The sequence below is a fragment of the Deinococcus sp. YIM 134068 genome (genome assembly GCF_036543075.1).
Classification (GTDB): Bacteria; Deinococcota; Deinococci; order Deinococcales; family Deinococcaceae; genus Deinococcus; species Deinococcus lichenicola.
This window is the reverse complement of sequence record NZ_JAZHPF010000049.1, coordinates 1-2,607: the sequence shown is the minus strand read 5'-3', so window position 1 is coordinate 2,607 and position 2,607 is coordinate 1. Positions and strand designations below refer to the sequence as shown.

Sequence of the window (2,607 nt, the reverse complement as noted above, 5' to 3'; positions counted from 1 at the left end):
AGCGCGAAGGTGGCAGCGCACAACCTCCTGATTCAACTCAAGGCCCGTTGGGGTCGTCCGCTAGGTGCCCACCTTGATCTCGTCGCCCTTCCCTGACCCGTATTGCACATCAAGCGTCTTGAGGGGGGAGGGGCAAAAGATGAGGGCGGCTTTGGTCCGTCCTGTGCTGGCGGCTGGAAGCTGGCCGCTGGCCGCCTTCCTCAGTCCTGGCTCGTGATGAACGGCAGATTGCGGTCGAACTGCGAGCGGTCCAGCCCATAGCCGTACACGAAGGCGTCGGGGATGGTGAAGCCGAGGTATTCGACGGGCACCTCCACCTTGCGGCGGCTGGGCTTGCTCAGCAGGGCGGCGACCTTGAGGCTGGCGGGGCCGCGTCCCTGGAGGTAGTGCAGGAGGTAGTTCATGGTGATGCCCGTGTCCACGATGTCCTCGATGAGTAGAACATGCCGATTGCTGATGGGGAATTGCAGGTCCTTGACGAGCTTGACCTCGCCGCTCGTCTGCTTGGCGTCGCCGTAGCTGCTCGCCTGGAGAAAGTCGATGGTGCAGGGCATCCCGAGGGCGCGCACGAGGTCGGCGTGGAAGAGGAACGCCCCGTTGAGCACGCAGATCAGGTGCGGGTCGCGGCCCTGGTAGTCGGCGTGAATCTTGCGGCCCAGTTCCTGAACGCGCGCTTGAAGCTGCTCCTGCGAAATCTGCACGGGGCCGAGACCGGGGGCGAGGCTCATATGGGGTTCAGGCTAACACGCGGCCCTGGCCCGCCCCACCCGTATACTCCGGCCCATGACGGGTGGGGCGGCGGCGAACTTCGGGCGGGTGCCCGGCGTGCTGGGGCGCATCGTGCGCGAGCGGGCGGGGGACTACGCGGGGGCGGACGCGGCGCTGGGTGCGGCCCGTCCCCGGCACAGGCGGTTCCATGCGGCGCTCTCGGGAGCGGCCCTCGCCCTGATCGCGGAGGTCAAGCGGGCCAGCCCCAGCGAGGGTGCCATCGCCCCCCTCGACCCAGCGACCGCCGCCCGCGCTTACGAGGCTGGAGGTGCGGCGGCCATCAGCGTCCTCACCGAGCCGCGACACTTCGACGGAAACCCGGAGGCGCTGCACGCGGTCGTTTCTGCCGTAAGCGTGCCCGTCCTCCGCAAGGACTTCGTGGTTCACCCCGCCATGCTCCGCGAGGCCGCCGACTGGGGCGCGTCCGCCGCGTTGCTGATGGTCAGTGTGCTCGGCGAGGCGGTGGGCGAGTACCTGGAGACGGCCCACCAACTCGGCCTCGACGCGCTCGTGGAGGTCCACGACGAGGTGGAATTGGATGTGGCGCTGATAGCGGGCGCGGAAATCATCGGGGTGAACAACCGCGACCTGACCACCCTGCACATCGACCTCGGCGTGAGTCCCCACCTTATCCGCCGGGCGCGGGAGGGGGGCTTCACGGGCCTCCTCGTCGCGGAGAGCGGCTACCGCACGCCCGCCGACGTGGACGGCGTGCGCGGCCTCGCCGACGCGGTGCTCGTGGGGACCAGCCTCGCGGGGAGCGGCGACCTGGAGGGGGCGGCCCGGCGGCTGCTGGGGACTTGAGTTCGCCCCCACCCACTCTCCGCTTCCTGGGCACGGCGGACAGCAAGGGCGTGCCGCGCTTCTGGTGTGGGTGCCCCGTCTGTACCGAGGCGCGGACAGTGGGAATCAACCGCCGCACCCGCAGCGCCGCCCTCGTCTCCGGCGCGGGGGAGACGCTGCTGCTGGACTGCGGGCCGGACCTCCACGCCCAGCTCGCCCGGTTGCCGGGGCCACTCGTGCCGAGCGCAGTGGTGATCTCGCACGCGCACAACGACCACCTGCTCGGACTGGGCGACCTGCTGGATTACGCCGTGTATGCGAGCGGTGATGTGGGGATGAATGGCACGTCAGCCGGAGCGACCTCGCTGGTTCCCATTCCCATCTTCACCCCCGCCGGGGTCCTGCCACAGATCGAACCCCGCTTCCAGTACGCCTTCCGCCGCGAGCCGCCCGTGCGTCCCCTGCCGGAGGAGGGCCTTCACGTCGCGGGCCTCCACGTGCGCGCCTTTCGCGTGCCGCACGGGGCGAACGGGCACAGCCACGCCTTCCGTCTCGACCGCCCCGGCCTGCGCGCCGCCTACGTCACCGACGCCATCGACATTCCCGAGGGGACGGTGCGCGACTGGCTCACGGACCTCGATCTCCTCATTCTCGGCACGTCCTTCGGGGACGAGTCCGCCGCCGTCCACGCGGGCCGCAGCGTCTATGACGTGCGCGAGGCGACGGCCCTGCCGTGGGCACGCTCGGCCCGACGCGTGTACCTCACGCACCTGTCGCATGACGTGGACGTGCGCGCCCTGTCGCTCCCGGAGGAGTGGGCCTTCGCGCGGGACGGGCTGGAGGTGGGGATTTGAAAGGGTGGGTCGTCCCGTCGCCCCCTCACCCCGGCCCTCTCCCACGAGGAGAGAGAAGAAGCTAAGGCGGACGCTCTTTTGCTCCTCCCCCTTGAACGCTTGATGTGCAATGAGAGGAGGTGAACAACGGACGGTGCGAGCATCTGTCAGAACAGGTTGTGACCCCAGTTCTCGATGCCCAGACCGTCCTGACGACACTGTA

At 69.3% G+C, this 2,607-nt stretch carries 3 protein-coding genes; 2 read left to right on the top strand and 1 reads right to left on the bottom strand.

The window, feature by feature from the left end:
- Nucleotides 1–200: 200 nt before the first annotated feature.
- A complete protein-coding gene (gene hpt, locus V3W47_RS19595) occupies nt 201–728 on the bottom strand; it encodes a hypoxanthine phosphoribosyltransferase (RefSeq protein ID WP_331826920.1) in 528 nt (175 codons plus the stop codon).
- A gap of 55 nt (nt 729–783) precedes the next feature.
- Here hpt and trpC point away from each other — a divergent pair, with 55 nt between their 5' ends.
- Together trpC and V3W47_RS19585 are read left to right on the top strand one after the other, a co-directional pair.
- Nucleotides 784–1,572, top strand: a complete 789-nt coding sequence (gene trpC / locus V3W47_RS19590) for an indole-3-glycerol phosphate synthase TrpC (RefSeq protein WP_331826919.1) — start codon at nt 784–786, stop codon at nt 1,570–1,572.
- Nucleotides 1,569–2,405, top strand: a complete 837-nt coding sequence (locus V3W47_RS19585) for an MBL fold metallo-hydrolase (RefSeq protein ID WP_331826918.1) — start codon at nt 1,569–1,571, stop codon at nt 2,403–2,405. The genes trpC and V3W47_RS19585 overlap by 4 nt, the downstream gene beginning before the upstream one ends.
- Nucleotides 2,406–2,607 lie beyond the last annotated feature (202 nt).

Bases quoted from the DNA above. Each gene is read 5' to 3' on its own strand.
- hpt (WP_331826920.1), bottom strand. From the start codon at position 728: ATGAGCCTCGCCCCCGGTCTCGGCCCCGTGCAGATTTCGCAGGAGCAG.
- trpC (WP_331826919.1), top strand. From the start codon at position 784: ATGACGGGTGGGGCGGCGGCGAACTTCGGGCGGGTGCCCGGCGTGCTG.